The sequence below is a fragment of the Nicoletella semolina genome, from assembly GCF_004345745.1.
GTDB classification, from domain to species: domain Bacteria; phylum Pseudomonadota; class Gammaproteobacteria; order Enterobacterales; family Pasteurellaceae; genus Nicoletella; species Nicoletella semolina.
Map to the genome: position 1 here is coordinate 31266 of NZ_SLXJ01000013.1, position 22217 is coordinate 53482.

Annotated in this window: 23 protein-coding genes; 14 read left to right on the forward strand and 9 right to left on the reverse strand. The window is 40.0% G+C overall.

The window, feature by feature from the left end:
* Positions 1–2 precede the first annotated feature (2 nt).
* Complete coding sequence (nfo, locus tag EV693_RS07990; RefSeq protein ID WP_132501842.1) at positions 3–851, forward strand: deoxyribonuclease IV; 849 nt, start codon at positions 3–5, stop codon at positions 849–851.
* A gap of 30 nt (positions 852–881) precedes the next feature.
* Here nfo and EV693_RS07995 read toward each other — a convergent pair whose 3' ends face one another.
* The gene (locus EV693_RS07995) at positions 882–1313 is read right to left on the reverse strand and encodes a LexA family protein (RefSeq protein WP_132501843.1); all 432 of its coding nucleotides are present in this window, start codon (positions 1311–1313) and stop codon (positions 882–884) included.
* Between the two features lie 411 nt (positions 1314–1724).
* On the opposite strand from EV693_RS07995, the gene agaR reads away from it, so the two are divergent.
* The 7 genes from agaR to EV693_RS08030 all read left to right on the forward strand — a co-directional run bounded on the left by agaR (position 1725) and on the right by EV693_RS08030 (position 7339).
* Positions 1725–2498, forward strand: coding sequence for a transcriptional repressor AgaR (agaR, locus tag EV693_RS08000; RefSeq protein ID WP_132501844.1), 774 nt, complete (start codon positions 1725–1727; stop codon positions 2496–2498).
* Positions 2499–2577: 79 nt separating this feature from the next.
* Positions 2578–3741 carry an SIS domain-containing protein gene (locus EV693_RS08005; protein WP_132501845.1) on the forward strand — a complete coding sequence of 388 codons (1164 nt, stop codon included), beginning with the start codon at positions 2578–2580 and terminating at the stop codon, positions 3739–3741.
* Positions 3742–3774: 33 nt separating this feature from the next.
* Positions 3775–4251: a PTS N-acetylgalactosamine transporter subunit IIB gene (gene agaV, locus EV693_RS08010; protein WP_132501846.1), complete on the forward strand. Its 477-nt coding sequence runs from the start codon at positions 3775–3777 to the stop codon at positions 4249–4251.
* A gap of 9 nt (positions 4252–4260) precedes the next feature.
* Entirely contained in the window at positions 4261–5034 is a 774-nt protein-coding gene (gene agaW, locus EV693_RS08015) for a PTS N-acetylgalactosamine transporter subunit IIC (RefSeq protein ID WP_132501847.1), read from the forward strand.
* Complete coding sequence (gene agaE, locus EV693_RS08020) at positions 5024–5869, forward strand: PTS N-acetylgalactosamine transporter subunit IID (RefSeq protein WP_132501848.1); 846 nt, start codon at positions 5024–5026, stop codon at positions 5867–5869. Before agaW ends, agaE begins: the two co-directional genes overlap by 11 nt.
* 53 nt (positions 5870–5922) lie before the next feature.
* On the forward strand, positions 5923–6360 hold the full coding sequence (gene agaF, locus EV693_RS08025) for a PTS galactosamine/N-acetylgalactosamine transporter subunit IIA (RefSeq protein ID WP_132501850.1): 438 nt from the start codon (positions 5923–5925) through the stop codon (positions 6358–6360).
* Between the two features lie 13 nt (positions 6361–6373).
* Positions 6374–7339, forward strand: coding sequence for a tagatose 1,6-diphosphate aldolase (locus tag EV693_RS08030; RefSeq protein WP_132501852.1), 966 nt, complete (start codon positions 6374–6376; stop codon positions 7337–7339).
* A 104-nt stretch (positions 7340–7443) separates the two neighbouring features.
* Here EV693_RS08030 and accC read toward each other — a convergent pair whose 3' ends face one another.
* The 4 genes from accC to aroQ form a co-directional block, all read right to left on the reverse strand.
* On the reverse strand, positions 7444–8787 hold the full coding sequence (accC, locus tag EV693_RS08035) for an acetyl-CoA carboxylase biotin carboxylase subunit (RefSeq protein WP_132501853.1): 1344 nt from the start codon (positions 8785–8787) through the stop codon (positions 7444–7446).
* A gap of 86 nt (positions 8788–8873) precedes the next feature.
* A complete protein-coding gene (gene accB / locus EV693_RS08040) occupies positions 8874–9338 on the reverse strand; it encodes an acetyl-CoA carboxylase biotin carboxyl carrier protein (protein ID WP_132501854.1) in 465 nt (154 codons plus the stop codon).
* 145 nt (positions 9339–9483) lie between these two features.
* Positions 9484–10353: a VirK/YbjX family protein gene (locus EV693_RS08045; protein WP_132501855.1), complete on the reverse strand. Its 870-nt coding sequence runs from the start codon at positions 10351–10353 to the stop codon at positions 9484–9486.
* Positions 10354–10358: 5 nt separating this feature from the next.
* Positions 10359–10802 carry a type II 3-dehydroquinate dehydratase gene (gene aroQ / locus EV693_RS08050; protein ID WP_132501857.1) on the reverse strand — a complete coding sequence of 148 codons (444 nt, stop codon included), beginning with the start codon at positions 10800–10802 and terminating at the stop codon, positions 10359–10361.
* 229 nt (positions 10803–11031) lie between these two features.
* Here aroQ and map point away from each other — a divergent pair, with 229 nt between their 5' ends.
* On the forward strand, positions 11032–11838 hold the full coding sequence (gene map / locus EV693_RS08055; protein WP_132501858.1) for a type I methionyl aminopeptidase: 807 nt from the start codon (positions 11032–11034) through the stop codon (positions 11836–11838).
* A gap of 59 nt (positions 11839–11897) precedes the next feature.
* Here the strand turns inward: map and EV693_RS08060 are convergent, their stop codons facing one another.
* From EV693_RS08060 to EV693_RS08070, 3 genes are all read right to left on the reverse strand, one after another.
* The gene (locus EV693_RS08060) at positions 11898–12224 is read right to left on the reverse strand and encodes a zinc ribbon domain-containing protein YjdM (protein WP_132501859.1); all 327 of its coding nucleotides are present in this window, start codon (positions 12222–12224) and stop codon (positions 11898–11900) included.
* Positions 12225–12305: 81 nt separating this feature from the next.
* A complete protein-coding gene (locus EV693_RS08065; RefSeq protein WP_132501860.1) occupies positions 12306–13118 on the reverse strand; it encodes a DNA ligase in 813 nt (270 codons plus the stop codon).
* A gap of 155 nt (positions 13119–13273) precedes the next feature.
* The gene (locus EV693_RS08070; protein WP_132501862.1) at positions 13274–14116 is read right to left on the reverse strand and encodes a DUF5718 family protein; all 843 of its coding nucleotides are present in this window, start codon (positions 14114–14116) and stop codon (positions 13274–13276) included.
* 176 nt (positions 14117–14292) lie between these two features.
* Between EV693_RS08070 and EV693_RS08075 the strand changes: the two genes are divergently transcribed.
* From EV693_RS08075 to EV693_RS08090, 4 genes are all read left to right on the forward strand, one after another.
* Positions 14293–15237 carry a LacI family DNA-binding transcriptional regulator gene (locus EV693_RS08075; RefSeq protein WP_132501863.1) on the forward strand — a complete coding sequence of 315 codons (945 nt, stop codon included), beginning with the start codon at positions 14293–14295 and terminating at the stop codon, positions 15235–15237.
* Between the two features lie 129 nt (positions 15238–15366).
* Positions 15367–16791, forward strand: coding sequence for a PTS trehalose transporter subunit IIBC (treB, locus tag EV693_RS08080; RefSeq protein ID WP_132501865.1), 1425 nt, complete (start codon positions 15367–15369; stop codon positions 16789–16791).
* Positions 16792–16866: 75 nt separating this feature from the next.
* Positions 16867–18513: an alpha,alpha-phosphotrehalase gene (treC, locus tag EV693_RS08085; protein WP_132501866.1), complete on the forward strand. Its 1647-nt coding sequence runs from the start codon at positions 16867–16869 to the stop codon at positions 18511–18513.
* A 110-nt stretch (positions 18514–18623) separates the two neighbouring features.
* Positions 18624–20120 (forward strand): PTS transporter subunit EIIC, encoded by a 1497-nt coding sequence (locus EV693_RS08090; RefSeq protein ID WP_132501868.1) that lies wholly within the window; start codon positions 18624–18626, stop codon positions 20118–20120.
* Positions 20121–20246: 126 nt separating this feature from the next.
* On the opposite strand, the gene EV693_RS08095 is transcribed toward EV693_RS08090, so the two are convergent.
* Complete coding sequence (locus tag EV693_RS08095; RefSeq protein WP_132501869.1) at positions 20247–21110, reverse strand: YicC/YloC family endoribonuclease; 864 nt, start codon at positions 21108–21110, stop codon at positions 20247–20249.
* Between the two features lie 76 nt (positions 21111–21186).
* On the opposite strand from EV693_RS08095, the gene rph reads away from it, so the two are divergent.
* The gene (gene rph, locus EV693_RS08100) at positions 21187–21903 is read left to right on the forward strand and encodes a ribonuclease PH (protein WP_132501871.1); all 717 of its coding nucleotides are present in this window, start codon (positions 21187–21189) and stop codon (positions 21901–21903) included.
* Positions 21904–22217: the final 314 nt, after the last annotated feature.

Genomic DNA, 22217 nt, shown 5'->3' on the forward strand with positions numbered 1-22217 from the left:
GAATGAAATATATTGGTGCACATGTAAGTGCTTCTGGTGGCGTTGAGAATGCGGTATTGAGGGCGGTAGAAATTGGTGCAAATGCTTTTGCCTTATTTACAAAAAATCAGCGGCAGTGGCAAGCTCCAGCTTTGAAATCAGATAATATTGAGAAATTTAAACGTTTTTGTCAGGTACATCATTTCTCGCTTGATTATATTTTACCGCACGATAGCTATCTGATTAATTTAGGTAGTCCTGACGCTGAAAATTTAAAGAAATCACGCTCAGCATTTATTGATGAAATGGTTCGTTGCGATCAATTAGGCTTAAAGCTACTCAATTTTCACCCAGGTAGCCATTTAAATAAAATCTCTGAATCAGCTTGTTTAGCGAGAATTGCAGAATCTATTAATTTAGCGATTGAGGCTGTGCCTAATGTGGTTGCTGTTATTGAAAATACGGCAGGACAAGGTTCTAACTTGGGTTGGCGTTTTGAGCATTTGGCAGAAATTATTCAGCAAGTTGAAAATAAGCAGCGAGTTGGTGTGTGTTTGGATACGTGCCATTTATTTTCAGCAGGTTACGACATTAGCTCATTTCACCAAGCTGAAAAAGTTTTTGCTGAATTTGAGCAGGTTGTAGGATTTAATTTTTTGCGTGGAATGCACTTAAATGGATCAAAAACGCCTTTGGCAAGTCGAGTTGATCGCCATCATATTTTACAAGATGGCACGATTGGCACAGAGGTGTTCCAATTTATAATGAATGATCCTCGTTTTGATGATAAGCCTCTTATTCTTGAGACTATTCAGCCTGAAATTTGGCAAGATGAAATAACATTCTTGCGTTCTTTGGAACAGGCTAGATAATCAGTAAGATAGGAATCGCAATAGTAAACATTATTGTGTTGTATGTTTAGCTGCTATTCTATGTCGCATATTATGGACAACATTTGTGATGACCCCTGCAATCTTGATTTCTTCCCATTGTTGTATTTTTAGGTTAGGTTCTCTTACATCAAGGGAGAATAATATTTTTTCTCCTTCAATCTCATTGAAAAATTGATAGAATTTGTATTCTCCAGCTTTTTCAAGCACGATTAAATCGTTGACCAAAAGATTGGTGTTATTTTCAACAATTAATAAGTCATCAACCTCAATCCCCCACGCTAATAGGTGTGGATTTTTAACGTGAATAAAAAAAGTGTGGGTTGGGCGGCGAATGCAAAGCGAATTAAGATCAAGTTTGATCGAACGATCAGAGCTTGAATCACGGTAAAGAGGGATTGGCTGATACGGTAGACTACGAGTTAAACTTCTAAGCTGTGCCATAATATGTCCTGTATAAATACTGGTTATTTATACAAGCTATTTTACTGGATAAATAACCATAGTCAATATGTAGCCACTATTTTTTACTAAAATATTTTGACCACAAGATCGTTTGAGATCTCTAAGATGCGAAGTGTATTTTTTGTATATTTTAGGTTTTAATGGTTTTATCTTTCTTTTTCTTTCATTTTATGTGCAGGATTTGTGCTGACAAGCTGCTTTTACTATTAAAATAGGTATGAAATGGCTATAATTTGGTTCAAAATATCAAAGGTTTTGGTATAAATTATCGAAATGTGTGAAGTGGATCACATTTTTGAAAGAAAGTATTTGACGCTATAAATGAAAGCATTAATAATTAATCCGAAACAAAATGAAATAATTTTTCATTTTGTTTCGTAAGGAATTGAAATGATAAGTACGATGGAAAGACGTGCTCAGATTGTTCAAATTGTGAATACTAAAAATAGTATTCGTGTGGAAGAACTTGCTAAGTATTGCTCTGTATCGAGTGTGACTATTCGTAATGATCTTCGCTATTTACAACAACAAGGATTGATTGTTCGCTCACACGGTTTTGCTCTGCCAAGTAACCGAATGATGAGTGAATTATCTATAAAGGAAAGGGATCATCAAAACATTAGAGTCAAGCAGTTACTCGGTCAGGCAGCAGCAAAACTGATTAATGATGGTGACTCTGTTATCTTAGATTCAGGAACTACAACTAAACAAATTGCATTCAATATGCAGTATTTGAGAGATGTTGTGGTGATGACGAATGGTCTTGATGTTGCAATGGAATTAACTGGAGCAGAGGGTGTTCAGGTTCGGATGCCAGGCGGTATATTGAGGAAAAATGCGTTGTCTTTTTCTGGAATTTCAGCCGAAAAAAACTTGGAAAATTATGTTTTTGACAAGGTGTTTTTAGGTGTTGATGGCTATGATCTCAAAGTAGGCATTACAACGCATAATGAACAAGAAGCAAGTCTGAACCGCTTGATGTGCGATATTTCAACGCAAGTGATTGCTGTGACGGATTCGAGTAAATTTGGAAAACGAAGTTTTCACGTTATTCGTGATTTTGCTCGAATTGATGTGCTCGTTACTGATAATGGAATTCCTGCAGAGTATTTACAGGCTTTCCAACAACAAGGCGTTGAGGTGATTTTGGTTAATCAAGAATAAGGTTTTCTTTCCAAATAAGTATATATCATCAATTTCCTGAGTAAGTAGAATATTTATTCTTATTTATAAGGAGTGAGAGATGAGTTATTTGGGAATTGAAATCCAACTTCTTGAACAAGCCAATGCATTGTGGACTGCAAAAGAAATCTGTCAACAGCCCGCTTGTTGGCGACAAACCGCCGAGCTTGTGGCAAAACAGCGGCAAGCTCTTGATGCTTTTCTTGCTCCCTTGTTACGGCAAGCGGATCTACATATTATTTTGACAGGTGCGGGGACATCTGCTTTTTCAGGAGACGTACTGTTACCTTTTTTTAATCAATTCACTTCATTAAAAGCTCAAGCTATTCCAACCACCGATCTGGTTTCTAATCCCTATCAATATTTGAAAAAACATCGACCAACTTTACTGGTGTCCTTTGCTCGCTCGGGCAATAGCCCTGAAAGTGCTTCAGCGGTAAAACTTGTTAATCAAATTGTCGATCAGGGCTACCACTTGATTTTTTCGTGTAACCAAGAGGGCAAACTTTATCGAGAAAATTATGCTACTGAAAATGTTTGTGCATTGATACTTCCGCCACAAACGAATGACAAGGGGTTTGCAATGACCTCCAGCTTTTCCAGTATGACGCTAGCAGCTGCACTTGTGTTTTTTCAGCCTCATTTTTGTTGTGATGTTGTTGAAAAATTATCCTATATCACGCAAGACTTTATTGAAAAAAAGCACCAGCAAATTAAGGCTTTGGCGAGCAATGATGTCGATCGTGTTGTGTATTTAGGGAGTGGGGGATTTAAAGGCTTATCACAAGAGTCTGCGTTGAAGCTATTGGAATTGACCGCTGGCGAAGTTGTTGCAATTTATGATACGCCATTAGGCTTTCGCCACGGACCGAAATCCATTATTAATGCTCAAACAGCAGTCTTTGTTTATTTATCAAACGATTTCTATACTCGTCAATATGATATTGATCTCTGTAATGAACTGTTGCGTGATGGGAAAGTAAGTAATTTGGTTATTTTAACGGCACAATTGGATCATCGACTACCTGCAGAGCGACAAATTTGTTTAGAGGGATTATCTGATCTCTCTGATCTTGCTCTTGTTTTTCCTTATATCACATTTGCACAGATGTTTGCTTTTTATCGCTCTTACCTAATGGGACACACAACAGATAATCCTTGTCCAACAGGCGAAGTAAATAGAGTGGTGAAGGGGGTGATCATTCACTCTTATCCTCTTTCATAGGCGTTTAACGCATTTTATTTAAAGGAGAAAATTATGCCAAATATTGTATTAAACCGTGTTGATGAGCGATTAATTCACGGACAAGTTGGTGTGCAATGGGTTGGGTTTGCAGGTGCCAACTTGGTGTTAGTGGCGAATGATGAGGTTGCTCAAGATGAAATGCAGCAAAATCTGATGGAGATGGTATTAGCCGATGGTATTGATGTGCGTTTTTGGTCATTAAAAAAAGTCATTGACAATATTCATCGTGCTGCGGATAGGCAGAAAATTTTATTGGTTTGTCGCAGTCCTGCTGATTTTCTTAAATTAGTTGAAGGCGGTGTGCCTATCAAAAAAATTAATGTTGGCAATATGCATTTTATTGAAGGCAAGCAGCAAGTTCATAAAACAGTCTCGGTTAGCACATACGATATTGATGCTTTTAAGCGGTTACAAGCATTAGGTGTGGAATGCTATATACAAGGCGTACCAACAGAAGAGAGCATAGACTTATTTAAATTACTCAAATAAGGAGGAGTTATGGAAATTGGATTATTGCAATCAATTACCCTAGGCATTGTTGCCTTTTTAGCTGGGCTTGATCTTTATAATGGGCTAACACACTTTCATCGTCCTGTGGTATTAGGCCCTATTGTAGGCTTGGTTTTGGGTGATTTACAAACGGGTATTTTAGTTGGCGGTACATTGGAGTTAGTTTGGATGGGATTAGCTCCGCTGGCGGGAGCTCAGCCACCAAATGTCATCATTGGTACAGTGGTTGGAGCAACCTTTGCGATTAGTACCAAAACCGATCCAAAGGTAGCGGTCGGAATCGCTGTACCTTTTGCAATTGCAGTACAAATGGGGATTACTTTCCTGTTTTCTGTAATGTCTGCCGTGATGGTTCGTTGTGATCAAATGGCAGAAGAAGCAAATTTAAAAGGTATTGATTATGTTAATTATTTTGGCTTACTTGTGCTAGGCACATTTTATTTCTTCTGTGCATTCTTACCCGTTTATTTTGGTGCGGAACACGCTGGGAAAATTATTGAGCTATTGCCAAAACAAGTCATTGATGGGCTTGGTGTCGCAGGAGGCATTATGCCTGCCATTGGGTTTGCAGTCTTAATGAAAATTATGATGAAGAATGCATATATTCCCTATTTTATCTTGGGGTTTGTTGCTGCTGCTTGGTTAGCGTTACCTATTTTGGCAATCGCTGCTACCGCAACTGCAATGGCAATTATTGATTATATGCGTAAAGGTGCTGAAAGTACGGAAGTAAAAAAAGAGGAGTTTGAAAATGGAATCTAAAAATATGCAATTTGCATTGCAAAATGATGATGTTTACCAAGATCAATCCATGGGAGCCGAGCTAACGAAACAGGATCTTAACAAAATGGCGTGGCGTTCATTGCTATTACAGGCTTCATTTAACTATGAGCGAATGCAGGCAGCAGGCTGGTTATATGGGCTTGCTCTCGCATTGAAGAAAATCCATACAAATAAATCAGACCTGAGTAAGTCAATGAAAGGTAACTTAGGATTTTTTAATACTCATCCATTTTTAGTTACGTTTGTCATGGGGATTATATTGGCAATGGAGCGTTCTAAACAGAGTGTAAATAGTATTCAAAGTACCAAAATTGCGGTGGGGGCACCTTTAGGTGGGATTGGTGATGCGATGTTTTGGCTTACGTTGTTGCCAATTTGTGGCGGTATTGGGGCAAGCCTTGCACTACAAGGATCGATTATGGGAGCCGTGTTCTTCTTTGTTGTCTTCAACCTTGTCCATTTTGGGCTGCGTTTTGGTTTAGCACATTATGCTTACCGTATGGGGGTTGCTGCTATTCCAGTGATTAAATCGAATACCAAGAAAGTTGGACACGCTGCTTCTATGGTCGGTATGACAGTGATTGGTGCTTTGGTTGCGACTTATATTCGATTTAATACTACGCTTGAAATCACAGCAGGTGATGCGGTTGTTAAAGTACAAAGCGATGTGATTGATAAATTGATGCCAGCGTTTTTGCCATTAGTTTACACATTATTGATGTATTGGTTAGTAAAAAGAGGTTGGTCGCCACTACGTTTGATTATGCTAACTGTTGCTTTGGGGATTATTGGGCGTTTTCTTGGCTTCCTATAATTGAACATCACTTATTTTGGCTAGAGAAATCTAGCCAAATTTAAGGAGTGCTTATGAATAATATGATTGTTTTAGGACACGGTCAATTTGCCTCAGGATTGCAATATGCCCTCGGGCAAATCATTGGAGAGCAAGAAAATGTAGTATTTCTTAACTTTCCTGAGAGTAAAAGTCCAGCAGAATTGAAGCAAGAAATTTTAGCTGCTATCGAGTCCTTTGATTGCCAAAGCCACATTTTGTTTTGCTGCGATATTTTAGGTGGCTCACCTTTTAGAGTGGCTTCACTGGTTGCAAAAAATTTGGTGAAAAGTGAGGTAATCACAGGCACAAATCTACAAATGTTAGTTGAGTGCTGTATGGAAAAAGATGAGTTAGATTTTTATGAGCTGGTTGAACTGGCTATCTGCAGTGGTAAACAAGGTATTGTTAAATTATCGGAGCAATTGGCTAATACCAAAGTGAATACTGTACAGCAAGATGATGGAATTTAAAGGAGAATACTCTATGTCAAAGCAAATAAATGGGCTTAAAAAAGCAGAGTTACTGAAAAAAATGTGTAACGAGCAGGGCATTATTAGTGCCTTGGCCATAGATCAACGTGGAGCATTAAAACGAATGTTGGGAGATGATACAACGGCGACTCAAATCAGTGAATTTAAAAGTCTTGTTTCTGCTATTTTAACTCCTTATGCGTCAGCTATTTTACTTGATCCTGAATTTGGCTGGGAAGCCGCAAATGTGAGAGAGAATAAAACAGGCTTAATGATGGCATACGAAAAAACAGGTTACGACAAAGCTGTTGAGGGGCATTTTCCAGATTTAATTGATGAAGTTTCTGTTTTTAGATTGAAGCAAAAAGGGGCGGAAGCTGTGAAACTGTTGCTTTATGTTGACGTTGATGAATCTGATTGCATTAATGATCGCAAAAAAGCGTTTGTAGAACGTGTTTCCTCTGAATGTAAAGCAGAGGAGATACCGCTATTTTTGGAGATTTTGACTTATGATGCGAATATTGATGATGAAAAAGAGTTTGCTAGGCTAAAACCCCATAAAGTTATTAATGCAATGCGTAGCTATGTAGATCCTAAATATGGCGTGGACGTGTTTAAAGTAGAAGTGCCTGTTGATATGAAGTATGTAGAGGGCTTTGCTGAGGGAGAAGTATTATATAGCCAGCAGCAAGCAGCGACTTATTTTGCCGAGCAAAGTTCGATTTCAGCATTGCCTTTTATCTTCTTGAGTGCAGGCGTATCTGCGAAATTATTTCAGCAAACATTAATATTTGCCAAGCAAGCAGGATCGCACTATAACGGTGTGTTATGTGGACGAGCAACATGGGCAGAAGGGGCGAAAATCTATAAAGCACAGGGCAAATCTGCTGCTGTAGAATGGTTAAAAACGAAAGGGGTACAAAATATTCAAGAGCTTAATGCGGTATTAAAAAATAATGCAACTTCAATTCGTTTTTAATTAATAGCTGAAATAAGAGAAAACCTATAAAAAACCAAATACTTGAGATGAAATCTGAACAGGGTATTTGGTTTTTTATTGAGTTTTTGATGTTAGTTATTCAACTATTTTAAACCGAGTTTATGCTCTAAATAGTGGATATTGGTTCCACCTTGGCGGAAACTTTTATCAGAGAGAATTTGCTTATGTAGCGGAATATTTGTTTTAATTCCTTCTACAATCGTCTCTGAGAGTGCATTTTCCATGCGACGGATTGCGATATCTCGATTTTCTGCAAAGGTAATCAACTTACCGACCATTGAGTCATAATTTGGCGGTACTGAATATCCTGCATAGATGTGTGAGTCCCAACGTACCCCCAAGCCCCCAGGAACGTGTAAACGTGTGATCTTACCAGGCGATGGCAAGAATGTGTTTGGGTCTTCTGCATTGATACGGCATTCCATTGCGTGTCCACGCACTTTGACATCATCTTGGGTAAATGATAGCGGTAATCCCGCTGCAACACGAAGCTGTTCTTTTACTAGGTCTATACCTGTGATCATCTCAGTTACAGGGTGTTCGACTTGCAAGCGAGTATTCATTTCAATGAAGTAGAATTCGCCATTTTCGTACAAGAATTCAAAAGTTCCCGCTCCACGATAGCCAATTTCACGACAAGCATTTGCACAGCGTTCTCCAATATATTGGCGTAACTCTGGCGTAATACCTGGTGCGGGTGCTTCTTCTACTACTTTTTGATGACGGCGTTGCATAGAGCAATCACGTTCAGCTAAATAAACCGCATTGCCATGTGTATCTGCAAGCACCTGAATTTCGATATGGCGTGGATTTTCAAGGTATTTTTCCATATAGACCATATCATTATTAAATGCCGCTTTTGCCTCAGTTTTCGTCATTGCAATGGATTCTTCGAGATCTTTTTCGTGGTGTACCACACGCATACCTCGACCGCCTCCTCCCCCTGATGCTTTGATAATCACAGGGTACCCAATCCGTTTAGCGATTTCTTTATTTTTATCCGAATCTGTGCCAACAGGACCATCTGATCCAGGAACGCAAGGTACGCCTGCTTTTTTCATTGCATTAATCGCAGAGACTTTATCGCCCATTAAACGAATCACATCAGCGGTTGGACCAATAAAAATAAAACCTGAGGTTTCAACTTGCTCTGCAAAATCAGCATTTTCAGATAGGAAACCATAGCCTGGGTGAATAGCATCTGCCCCTGTTACTTCAGCCGCTGCAATGATGGCAGGAATATTTAAATAGCTTTTTGGTGAAGGTGCTGGACCGATACAGATAGTTTCATCAGCGAGGAGGACGTGTTTTAATTCACGGTCTGCAGTAGAATGCACTGCAACTGTTTTAATTCCGAGTTCTTTGCACGCACGCAATACACGCAGGGCAATTTCGCCACGGTTTGCAATTACAACTTTTTCTAACATTTGGGTTGCCCTTTTTTTAAGCAATATAAAAAAGACTGTCTAAGCGGTATGAAAAATGCAAAAATATGACCGCTTGCCAGATAGCATTATTCGATAATGAATAGTTTCTGATCAAATTCGACCGCTTCACCATCTTTAACAAGAATGGCCTTGACTACGCCTGCTTTGTCAGATTCGATACGGTTCATCATTTTCATTGCTTCCACGATACAAAGTGCATCACCAATTTTTACTGTTTTTCCAATTTCGACGAATGGTGCAGCCTCTGGGCTTGGGCTGCGGTAGAATGTGCCAACCATCGGAGAGAGTACAGCATGTCCGCTGATTTCCTCTGCAGGTGCAGCTACGGCTGGCTGAGCAGCGGTTGTTGGTTCTGAAGCTGCTGGAGCAACGGGCATTGCAGGCTGTGCATATTGTATTGGTGCTGCCATCACAGTAGCTGGGGCTGCACGACTAATGCGGACTGTACCTTCTTCTTCGGTGACTTCTAATTCCGTGATACCTGATTCTTCAACAAGTTCAATGAGTTTTTTTATTTTGCGAATATCCATACTGAGATCCGTGAATAGTGTTTAATCAATCTTTGCAAGTCTAATGCAAGGCAAAGTTACAAGGGGTGCTAGGTTACCTGAATTTTCATTAATTTGCGATGAAAATCTTAAGAAATTAGCTGAAAAAACAGAATTATGTACGATGCTAGGCTCTCAATTTGTCCTGTATTGTAACCATCAACTTATCCAGCATTTCATATCGTTTTCGATACATAGAACGCTTATTACTGGCAATATTGTCTAAGCTACGCTTGTTCGTTATTGGTAATAGCCAGTATTGATCTAGAATTCCACCGCTTTCTTGAAAAATGGTATTGTAGTTTACAATGTAGCGCTTACTCTGTATTAAACGTGATTTATTTTGATATTTTTGTGGAATACCAAGCAGTTGTTGATAACCTAATATTTGTGTTAAGCCTTTCATCATTTCTACCATCAAATAAGCGGGGCGTAAGCCATGGCATTTTTTAGTGAGTTGTTTCACTAGTTCCTTAGAACCGTCATAGTTGGGACCTTGCACTGCAGCAATCAGCAAAGATGTTGAATTTAATTTACCAAAAGTAAGTAAATAAACTAGTTGCCTAGTTGGTTTGTAACGTAATTCTAATGCTAAATAGCCTTCCATCGGTTGTTGTTCGTTAATGTTGAGAATTATTTCAAATTCTTCAACAATCTCGCCAAAAGAGAGAGGATATTCCCAAATTGGATCAATATCCTTTGTGGATAAATGCGTTGACAAAAAAAGTAAATTATCTTTAATGCACTGAAACCGCTGTTCACTATTAAAGCGTTTATCTAGAAAACGATGAACAAGAGGGTAGCCAAAATTCACGCGACGATTCAGTAGAGGAATCAGCAACGGATTAGCATTTATAAACTGTTCGAATCTTTTTATCTTTGACCAATGCAACCAAGAACGTAGAAGATAGCGAAAGCGTTTTAAACGATAGGATTTTTTTCCCCTGTCAGGGTAGATTTGTGTTGCTTTAAGCCATTTATAGTGTGAATTAGTCATCTTAATTATTCCTTTACAGCTAGACTATTGATAGCATAATCAAGAGCGTAGTCGTATCCTTTAATACCTAAACCACAAATCACACCTTGAGCTACATCGCTAAAGTAGGAATGGTAGCGGAACGGTTCTCTTGAATGGACGTTGGAAATATGGATTTCGATAAATGGGATTGCCACAGCCAGCAGAGCATCACGCAATGCCACACTTGTGTGTGTAAATGCCGCTGGGTTGATAATGATAAAATCTGTCTGTTCAAAGGCTTGATGAATACGATGAATTAAGGCTTCTTCACTGTTGGCTTGAAAACAGGCTAAATTAAAGCCTTTGTCTTGTGCAGCTTGTTGGAGCTGACATTCAATTTGGGCTAATGTTTTTGAGCCATAGATATGTGGCTCACGCTTACCCAGCATATTTAGGTTCGGACCGTTAAGTAATAGTATGTTTTTCATTTTTTCTTTTCCATTGCAAAATTAGTCTTAAAAATGACCGCTTGTTCGGATCACCATCGAGAACGGTGAGTTGCTGCGAGCAGGCTATCATACACGAAATGTAAATAATGCAAATAAAATCAGCTTTAATCAGCGGTGGTAAGTATGAGGTGAAAAACGTATAATGAACAGGCGGTAATTCATGCTGAAAGGCGTGGTTGTTGTCCTATACTATTAAATGAGAGTAAAAATGAAAAATATTCCAATTAGAACTGAACAAGAAATTGAAAAACTGCGAGTAGCCTGTCAGCTGGCAGCTGATGTGCTGGTAATGATTGAACCCTATGTGAAAGAGGGGATAAGCACTGGAGAACTTGACCGAATTTGTCACGAATATATTGAAAACGTGCAACAAGCAACGCCTGCTTGCTTGGGTTATCACGGCTTTCCAAAAGCAATTTGTATCTCTTTAAATGAAGTAGTTTGCCACGGCATTCCAAGCGATGATAAAAAATTGAAAAAAGGCGATATTTTAAACATTGATGTAACCGTGATTAAAGATGGCTATTTTGGTGACAATTCTAAAATGTATGTAGTCGGTGAGCCAAGTTTGAAAGATAAACGTTTGTTGGAAGTCACCCAAGAATCGCTCTATATCGGTATTCGCACTGTGAAAGCAGGGATTCGTCTGAATCAAATTGGTAAAGCTATTCAGCAATATGCTGAAAAAGCAGGTTTTTCTGTCGTTAGAGAGTATTGCGGGCATGGCATTGGCGATGCTTTCCATTGTGATCCACAAGTACTGCATTATTTTTCTGATGATGGCGGTGTGGTGTTGCAAGAGGGTATGGTGTTTACGATTGAGCCAATGATCAATGCAGGCAAGAAAGAGATCCGTTTGATGGGCGATGGTTGGACAGTGAAAACCAAAGATCGTAGCCATTCGGCACAATATGAGCATCAAATTGTCGTGACCAAAGAGGGCTGTGAGGTGCTGACTATTCGTGAAGAAGAGATCGCATCGGGACGTATTCAGCGCATAATGAAAAATAATTAATTTTAATTTGGACTATAGACCGTGCTGTCAGGCACGGTTTTTTTACTGAAGTTGCAATATTAGGCTTTTTTCAAAAATTCAGATTTTAGTAATAGCTTACCGCAATCTACATTGTGATCGCCATTCACTAGGCGAATACTCTTATACTTTGTGCCTTTTTTCAATACTTCCGATGAGCCTTTTAGTTTTAAATCTTTCACTAAAATGACATCATCACCATCAACCAATAAGTTACCGTTACTGTCTTTGACGATGAGTTGATCGTCATCACTGTCTATTTCGATTACGTCTTGTTCATTCCATTCGTGAGCACAATCTGGGCAGACAAACTGAATGGAATCGTGATAGGTGTTTTCGCCTTCGCAGGCAGGGCAATTCGGATACATATACTGTTCCTTGTGATGATAAAAGTTCGACATTCTATAAGAAAGCGGTTAATTTTGCGAAAATTTTTGCAAGTTTGAGCTTTATGGAACAGTACGTTCTCGCCAATAGGTCGCAAAGCGAGGTTTGCCTGTTGAAGTGAGCCCCCGATATTTATAGGTAATGATTGAACCAATCGGCGGCGGTATTTCTCGCTCTTTGTCGCTAAATCCAGATCCAATTCTAAAACGCCCTCGCTGATTTTCGCAGGTGATTGCCCCCAATTTTGCTGCATATTTCCCCTTGCCCTTATGATGAGCAACCACAGTACATTCTTCATCATCAACGGCTTTTAATTTCAAAATTTGTGCGGATCGACCCTGCACATAGGGAGCATTCGGATTGCGAATGACAACCCCTTCTCCTCCTTGTTGCTGAATATTGTTGAAGAATTTTTCCAAATGTAATTTATTTTCGATCGGAATTTGTTTGATGATAGCGATATGTGGTGAAGGATATTTCGCCAAATGATCCTCTAATACGGCTAACCGTTTAAATAAATTTCCCTCAGCATTAGGCACATCAAAAACGTGCAGCTTGAGTTGATACCACCCTTTAGGCTCTGTCGATCGTACAATGGCGGATATATTGTCAAATTGTTCTCTTTCACTAAACAATTCACCATCAATCGCAAAAGGTGGAAAATGTCGAGTGAAATAATCTGGTACAGAAAATGGATAGCCTTGTCGGCTTAATAGTTGTTTACCGTCCCAAAATCCTCTTACGCCATCCAGTTTTTCACTCATCACCCACCCTGTTACTTCTTGATTTTTATATTGTTCAAGTAGCATCAAATTCAACGGACTTGCTTCTAATTGGGCGGCAATACATAGCAAAAATAGTATTTTCAATCTCATTGTGCTGTTTACTTATAGGTGCTGTAAATGGAGAAACTGTAGGCGAAATTTGACAAAAAGTGGAAAGAAAAAAGTCAATTTTGCGATCAAGATCGAAAAATGAAATCAGCAGTAAGGTATTGCAAAATTTTTGCATTATCTTACCGCTTGTTGTTTTAAATAATCCGTTGAACCAAGGCTGAAATGCCTACCTCATCAAATTTTTCTCGTATCGCCATTGTGCGGATTTGGTCAGCGTTAAAACGTTTGCTGTCATAGAGAACGACGATACTTGTATCGCCAATTTGCAGGAAATGGCGTTCGCCAAATTCGGTATAGCGAGTGGCGCCGATACTAATAATTGCATGCGTTGGAAATTGTGCTGACTGGAGTAAGTCCGCAATATTATTCATCGGATCTTGGTCAGGCTGATGATTCATTTTCTCTACAATCCAATCTAACAGTGGTTGATGAAAATAGCTATAACCGACAGTGGGGCTGTCTATACCGTATTCATTGAGCTGTCCATCTCGTTTATGAAAGCAAGCGATGCGGTAGTCATCTAAGTTGCAACCAGCAGAAAAAGAATCCAGTGCAATTTGGGTGGCAGATAGCCCTTTTGAAGCTGTTCCCCAGTTTTTCTTTTCACAAATTTTGCGTGCGTTTGGACGGCGGATTGAACAGTCATTATACGCTGCGAAATGGGTTGGCGTTAATCTAATGACCTTGTTGTCCTGGTAGTGTACTTCACATATTAAGGCAACTTCAGGCTCAATTTGTAGATTATCTGCATCATTCGGAAAACGGATTGTATTGTGCGAGAGCGGAAAGGTGGCGAGAAAGCGGTCAGATTCGGCTAAATTTTTGCAATCGGTTGGGATATAAAACGGAAAGATAGCTTTGGGCTGTGTTATGGTTTCTGTTTTCACATGCAAGAAATCGGCGGCTTCACCAGCTTGCTCCAAATGCCCTGCGAAATTGCCCGCTACGCCAAGCCCAATAAAATTTGTATATTGCATAGAGTTTTCCTTATAAAGGGAGGGGAAGATACTACGCTAATAGTATCAAATTTTTTATTTTTTAGGCGGATAAGATTAAATGAAATCATTTTCTACTTTTATTCTGTGTTAGACCTGCGTGAAAACCCTATATAATTGTCAGGGGAGTGGCTAACAGAAACAGAACGGGCGGTTTGATGACGAAATTAACGATTAAGGATATTGCACAGCGTTGTGGCGTAGGGAAATCGACTGTGTCTCGGGTATTGAATAATGCTCCAAATGTTAGCGAGAAAACTCGTGAGAAAATTCAAGCTGTGATTAATCAATTAGGTTTTCAACCTGATCGTACTGCTCGTGCGATGCGTGGAAATCAAGAGTCAGTCGTAGGGATTATTGTTACTCGCTTACATTCGACAGCAGAAATGCAAACCTTGAGTGCGATACTAAAACAGCTTTACGCTCGCAATATCACGCCAATGATTGTAGAAAGTCAATTTCAGGCAAGTGCCGTCAGTAAATATTTTCAACTGTTCGAGCAGCGTCAGGTAAATGGCGTGATTGTGTTTGGTTTTTCTTCGTTGCCTCTGGAAACCGTTCAACAATGGAAAAGCCCGCTTGTCAGTCTCGTGCGAGCTTACCCTGATATTTCTGCGGTGTATTATGACGATGAAAATGCGATTAAGGCGTTGTTAAAAGCACTGTATATGAAAGGACATCGTCAAATTGGTTATTTAGGGGTAGATGATCAAGATGAGACCAGTGGACGGATACGCAATCAAAGTTATCTCAATTTTTGCAAAGACTATGAGCTTACGCCAAATATGGTGTTGGCAGCATTAGATCCTGAAAGTGCTTTTCAACAGACCGCACAGCTCTTGAAAGCAGCACCTTCTGCCGTGCTTTGTGGCAGTACGAGTTTGGCTATTGGGGCATTAAAATATTTGCAAAAAAATCAGCAAACTATACCGCTTGCCTACCTTGGAGAAAATGCGTTATTGCAACATTTTTGTCCCGATTTGCTTTGCCTTGATTTTGGCTATGTGCAGGCAGGAAAAACCGCAGTGGATTTGTTGCTACGTCAATTAAATGGAGATCATTGCGTGATGCAGCAGAAAGTACCTTTCCAGCTCGTAGAATGAGCATTGTTACCCCATTATTTTGATAAAATGTGATCTAGTTCACATTTCTGATTTTTAGTGGGAACGTTCCCATTGTGGATTTTTCTTGCCAGCTTATAATCACGTTACTTTTTATTTAGGAGGTACTTTATGGCTAAATCAATTATTGATCCGCTTTCTGTTGAACAATTGATTGCTTCTGTGGGTGGGCGTGAAAATATTGTAACGGTTACACATTGTATTACTCGTTTGCGTTTTGTATTAAATGATGACAGCAAAGTGGATAGCAAAGCATTAGAACGTTTGCCAATGGTGAAAGCAAATTTTGCCACAGGTGGACAGTATCAAGTTGTGATTGGGCAAGAAGTGGGGGATTACTACAAGGTTGTGCTGGAAAAAACGGGTTTGGCGAATGTCGATAAAGAACAGGCGAAAACCGCTGCCCGCCAAAATCAGAAAGGTTATGAGCGATTGATTTCACATATGGCGGATATTTTTATTCCATTGTTGCCTGCGTTAATTAGTGGCGGTTTAATTTTGGGTTTTCGTAATGTGATTGGCGATATTGCAATGTTTGAAAATGGCACGAAAACCCTTGTACAAGTTAGTCATTTTTGGGCGAGCGTGCATAGTTTCTTGTGGTTGATTGGCGAGGCGATTTTCCATTTCTTGCCTGTGGGGATTTGCTGGTCAATTGCTCGTAAAATGGGAACATCGCCTATTCTTGGTATTGTGTTAGGTATTACCCTTGTTTCGCCGCAGTTGATGAATTCGTACGGATTGGGATCGCAAGTGCCTGATGTGTGGGATTTTGGTTTTCTTGCAGTCGAAAAAGTGGGCTATCAAGCACAAGTGATCCCTGCGATTTTAGCAGGGCTGGCGTTGGCGTATATTGAGCGGTTTATGACGAAAATTGTGCCAAATTATCTGAATTTGATTATTGTGCCAGTGGCGTCGATTATTATTGCTGTTTTCCTTGCTCATACGATTATTGGTCCAATTGGGCGTGAGATAGGTAATGGGATTGCTTTCTTGGTGAAAAATGCAATGACAGGCAGCTTTGCACCCATTGGGGCAGCGTTATTTGGTTTCCTTTACGCACCGCTCGTGGTGACAGGGGTACATCAAACTACGCTTGCGATTGATATGCAGATGATCCAAAGCATTGGTGGTACGCCTGTTTGGCCTATTATTGCGTTGTCCAACATTGCTCAGGCTTCGGCTGTGTTGGCGATCGTATTTATCAGCAAAAAAGCCAATGAGCGTGAAGTGTCTGTACCAGCGGCACTTTCCGCTTACTTAGGCGTTACCGAACCTGCGATGTATGGGATTAATTTGAAATATCGTTTCCCAATGCTGTGTGCGATGATTGGGGCTGCGTTGGCGGGCTTAATTTGTGGTTTTGCAGGCGTGTTAGCCAACGGGATTGGCGTGGGCGGCTTACCAGGCATTTTATCCATTCAACATATTTATTGGGGAACTTTTGCGGTTGCGATGTTAGTGGCGGTTGCTGTACCACTTGCTCTAACTGCAATGGTTTACAAACGTAAAGAAAAAGCTGGAAAGTTGGAATAATCAACGAGATAGCGGTCAGATTTTGCAAAATTTTACCAAAATCTGACCGCTTGTTAATGTTATAAGGGCAGAAAAATGAGCAAGAATTGGTGGAAAGATGGGGTTATTTATCAGATTTATCCCAAATCTTTCCAAGATACTACGGGTTCTGGTACAGGGGATATTCAAGGTATTATTCAGCGGTTAGATTACTTGCAAACGCTAGGTGTGGACGGCATTTGGATTACGCCAATGTATGTTTCACCACAAATTGATAATGGTTACGATATTGCGAATTATCGTGAGATCGATCCTATCTATGGGACGATGGCAGATTTCGAGCAATTGATTGCACAGGCACATCAACGTGATATTTATGTGGTGATGGATATGGTGTTCAACCATAGTTCAACTTTTCACGAATGGTTTAAACAAGGAGAAGATCCCAACAGTGAATATCACGACTTTTATATCTGGCGAGACACGCCAACAAACTGGCGTTCGAAATTTGGTGGCTCTGCTTGGCAATGGTCGGATAAAGCACAAAAATATTATCTGCATTTATTTACGACTGAGCAGGCGGATTTAAACTGGGAAAACCCTCGGCTGCGTGCAGAATTAGTGGAGATTTGTCGTTTTTGGGCGGAAAAAGGCATTGACGGCTTGCGGCTAGATGTGGTGAATTTGATCTCAAAGCCTGAACAATTTGAGGACGATTTTGAGGGCGATGGTCGCCGTTTTTATACTGATGGACATAAAATTCACCACTATTTGCAAGAGTTGAATCAAAAAGCCCTGACGCCGTATGGTTTGATGACAGTCGGTGAAATGTCGTCTACTCAGCTTGAGCATTGTCAGCAGTATGCGAATTTGGCAGGGACGGAGCTTTCGATGACATTTAACTTCCATCATCTGAAAGTAGATTACCCAAATGGGGAAAAATGGACTTATGCACCGCCTGATTATGTGCAATTAAAATCGATTTTTAATTATTGGCAACAAGGAATGCACAATAAGGCGTGGAATGCGTTATTTTGGTGTAACCACGATCAACCTCGAATTGTGTCTCGTTTTGGAGATGAGGGCGAGCTTCGTACTGTTTCAGCCAAAATGCTCGCAATGCTATTACACGGAATGCAAGGGACGCCCTATATTTATCAAGGCGAAGAAATTGGTATGACAAATCCCAATTTTACGACCATTGAAAAATACCGAGATGTGGAAAGCTTTAATGCTTATGCCAACTTGCAAAAAAAAGGTGAAAACGAACCGCTTATTCTTAAAATTCTTGCCCAAAAATCACGAGATAATTCACGCACGCCAATGCAATGGAACGCCAGCGAAAATGCAGGCTTTAGCACAGGAACGCCGTGGATTGAGGTAGCGGAAAATTATCGTGAAATTAATGCAGAGCAAGCATTAGCGGATAGTCATTCGGTATTTTATACTTATCAATCATTGATTAAGTTGCGTAAAACCTTAGAGGTGCTAACAGATGGCGATTATACCGATTTACTGCTAGAACATTCGTGCGTATGGGCATATTGTCGCCAAAATGCCACACAAAAATTTACCGTTGTGGCGAATTTAAGTCGAGAGGAGCAAGTAGTTAGCGTGCCGATAAGCGGTCAGATTTTGATGAATAATTACAATACTGTTGAGATGTTGGATAAACAAATTTGTCTTCAACCATTCCAAGCAGTCTATTTATTAGAGCAGGAAAAGATTGCTGAACATAGTTAGCTGTCTTCTGTCTCCAATACTTTTTGGCTAAATTGACGTAGAATAGATTTTGGTCGCATTTTCGTGGTGCGACCTGTTTAGTGAGTGAAATATTCTATATCGGAGGAAATATGTTCAAGGTACTTCAACAAGTGGGTAAAGCCTTTATGTTACCGATTGCCATTTTACCAGCAGCAGGTTTATTGTTAGGTATTGGTGGAGCGTTATCAAATAAAGCCACGGTTCAGGCATACCCATTATTAGATAATCCCTTATTACAAGGGATTTTTCAGATTATGTCTGCAGCAGGATCGGTAGTATTTGCGAATTTAGCCTTGCTTTTGTGTATTGGGCTAGGTATTGGTTTGGCAAAACGTGATAAAGGTGTGGCTGCGTTAGCTGCGGTGGTCGGTTATTTAATTATGACGGGCACAATTTCAGCTCTTATTCCTATTTTTTCGCCTGATGTAAAAGCGATTGATACAGGAGTGATTGGTTCGCTGGTGATGGGGTTGATTTGCGTAACCCTACATAATCGTTACCACACTATTCAGTTGCCACAAATTTTAGGTTTTTTTGGCGGATCGAGGTTTGTCCCTATCATCACCGCATTCGCAGGGATTTTGGTTGGAGCATTATTTTTCTTAATTTGGCCAACTTTCCAGCAATGGCTCGTGTCTGCTGGGCAGGGGATTGCACAGATGGGGGAAATTGGCACCTTTTTCTACGGATTTTTAATGCGTTTAAGTGGAGCAGTGGGGTTACATCATATGATTTATCCGCTGTTTTGGTACACCGAGTTGGGTGGCACAGAAATAGTGAATGGTGAGACAGTCATTGGGGCTCAGAAGATCTTCTTTGCTCAGCTTGCTGATCCGAATCATCACGGTTTGTTTACGGAAGGAACACGCTTTTTTGCAGGTAGATTTGATACGATGATGTTTGGTTTACCCGCAGCCTGTTTGGCAATGTATCACTGCGTGCCTAAAGCACGCCGTAGCCGTGTGGGTGGGCTTTTTCTTGGTGCAGCATTGACTTCATTGATTACAGGCATCACCGAGCCAATTGAATTTATGTTTTTATTTGTTGCTCCGTGGCTTTATGTGATTCACGCATTACTTGATGGTGCCTCATTTTATCTTGCTGATTTACTGAATATTTCAATTGGCAATACGTTCTCTGGCGGTTTTATTGATTTTCTTTTATTCGGTATTTTGCAAGGCAATGATAAGACCAATTGGTTGAATGTGGTGCTGGTTGGGTTGCCGTGGGCTGTCCTTTATTATTTCACTTTCCGCCTATTGATTATGCGGTTTAATGTGCTGACTCCTGGTCGCATAGAAGAAAGTGATGACGTTGTATTGGATAAGCAAACCACGTCATTAACCGAAGCGGCTCAACAGATTATTTCGGCACTGGGTAATGCGGAAAACATTGAAAATGTTGATGCTTGTATTACTCGTTTAAGGGTATCAGTTAGGGAAGTAGCAAAGGTAGACAAAGCTACCCTTAAAGCACTAGGGGCGATTGATGTATTTGAGGTAGGCGGTGGCATTCAAGCAATTTTTGGGGCAAAAGCTGTGTTATATAAGAGTGAAATCAACCAAATTTTGGGGAAAGAGGATTAAAGCAAACTTTTGGAAAGAAGATAAGCGGTGAGTTTTATTTGATTTTTTGCAGCTTATATACCTATTCCCTCTGTTTTTGTGGCAAATAGTCTGAAAACAGAGGGAAATTTAGAAAGGGAAGATGAATTACTCTAAATTCTGAATTTGTTCTCGAATTTGTTCAATCAAGACTTTCAGTTCGACTGCCGAGTTGGTTACCTCTGCATTGATCGATTTTGAGGCAAGCGTGTTCGCTTCACGATTGAGTTCTTGCATCATAAAATCCAATTTTCGACCGACTGCTCCGCCTTTTTGTAATATTGAGAGCGTTTCTTTAACGTGAAGTTGTAAGCGATCTAGCTCTTCTGCCACATCGACTCGTTGGGCAAGTAAGACCATTTCTTGTTCAATGCGTTGCGGATCAAGTGGCAAACTGAGCTCTTGAAAACGCTGCTGTAAGCGATCTTTTTGCCATTGTAAGATGGCAGGCATTTGTTGTTGTACTTTTCCAGCTTCTGCTGAAATGGATTTTAAGCGTTGTTCTATTAACTTTTGTAAATTCAACCCTTCTCGACCACGCATTACGATAAACTCATTCAGGAGCTGTTCAAAGCCTGCTAAGAGATCTTGGTTAATCTGGTCAAGATCTGGGTTACCGTGTTCGATAACACCAGGGAAACGTAGTACATCAACTAAATTTATTTCACCCTCATTTGCCATCTGTTTAAGGCATTTTAGTGATGAGATGACTTGCTGTGAATATTCTTGGTTTAAGCTGATGCCATCTGTTTGATGCTGATTGAGTTCTATACGCAAATGACATTCAACTTTGCCTCGAGTGAGTGCTGCTCGTAACCGTTCACGCAGGGGCATTTCTAAATGGCGAAAGGTTTCAGGCAAACGGAAATAGGTTTCTAAAAAGCGTTGATTAACCGAACGCATTTCCCATACGGCATTACCCCATTCTTGTTTTATTTCAAGATGCGCAAAGGCAGTCATACTGTAAATCATAGGTGATCCTGTTTTGTAATGAAAATTGACGCATTGTACTGTAAAATGCCGATAAATTTTAGAAAAAGGAAAAATTATGCGTGCAAATAATCGTTTAGCAACCCAAACTCGTCCAGTCAAAATCACTCGCCATTATACGCAATATGCTGAAGGCTCAGTGTTGATTGAATTCGGTAATACGAAAGTGCTTTGTAATGCAACAGTAGAAGAGAAAGTGCCAGCCTTTTTACGAGGACAAAATCAAGGTTGGATTACTGCAGAATATGGAATGTTGCCTCGTGCGACACACACGAGAACGCAACGAGAAGCCGCAAAGGGCAAGCAAAGTGGGCGTACGATGGAAATCCAGCGTTTAATTGGTCGCTCTTTGCGTGCCATTGTGGATCTGAAATTACTTGGAGAGCGGACTATTACCGTTGATTGCGATGTGGTCCAAGCTGATGGCGGCACTCGCACAGCTGCGATTACAGGAGCTTGTGTTGCTGTTTGTGATGCGGTAAATAAATTGTTATTGGAAAAAGCGTTGAAGGTTAGCCCAATTAAAGGGCTAGTTGCTGCTATTTCGGTTGGTATTGTCAATGGCGAAGCAGTTTGTGATTTAGACTATAGCGAAGATTCTAGCGCCGAAACGGATATGAATGTGGTGATGGTTGAAGATGGTCGTCTTGTTGAAGTTCAAGGTACTGCCGAAGGAGAGCCTTTTACTCAAGCAGAACTTGCCACTTTACTTGAGTTAGCTAATGCAGGTATTAAGCAGTTAATCGCAACACAAAAACAGGCTCTTTTGGCATAAGCCTAGAATTTCCAGCATAAACGTAAATTAAGTATAAAAAAGGCGTTCAATATTTTTGAAAGCCTTTTTAATAATTCACTCATTGCCCCTTCCCAAGCTCAGTTTGATTTAGTCATAAAAAGCAATTGCTTGTTGTTAGCACGATAAAGGACAAATATAAGAGAGTTAAAACAGACTGCTTATAAAGCACCAAGCGGTTAGTTTTGTGTTAAAAGTTGCCAATTTGCTCAAAAATTGTATGAACAATAAATTTTTAATGTTTTTTTGCAAAAATAGGTTGCATAGATTTTGAATTTACCTATAATGCACGGCAC